Source organism: Gilvimarinus sp. 1_MG-2023 (genome assembly GCF_030548285.1).
In genome coordinates, this window is the sequence record NZ_JAUOSC010000431.1 from 1 (window position 1) to 351 (window position 351).

Below are 351 nucleotides of genomic sequence, written 5' to 3' on the forward strand. Positions count from 1 at the left end.
GATGATAGTTTAACAAATTTCATCCGGTGTGGCTGCGTGTTTGGATCGCGCGCCACGGTTGCTGAAGTCAGGCGTACAAACAGTAAGCGATACGCCTGACACGGTCGGCCAGGCGGGTTACTGCGGCTTCAGGATCAGAGTGAATTCTACCGGTACGACCTGGGTAATGGATGTCAGTTTGGCGATATTGCGTAATGCTTCGATACCGCCCTCAAGCCCGAACTCGGCGGCATCAATCAAGACAGGCGCCAGGCTGCTGACAACCAAAGAGGCATCCGCTGCGGGAGTGGCAAGTACCTCGGTAGTGACCGTCGCCTGTTTGCCGTGTAACGACAGGGAGCCAGACAGAGT

At 55.8% G+C, this 351-nt stretch carries 1 protein-coding gene; it reads right to left on the minus strand.

Going from position 1 to position 351, the window contains the following annotated elements:
- Nucleotides 1–117 precede the first annotated feature (117 nt).
- The coding region (locus tag Q4563_RS17495) for a YceI family protein (RefSeq protein WP_303605402.1) at nucleotides 118–351 on the minus strand (234 nt) is incomplete at its 5' end.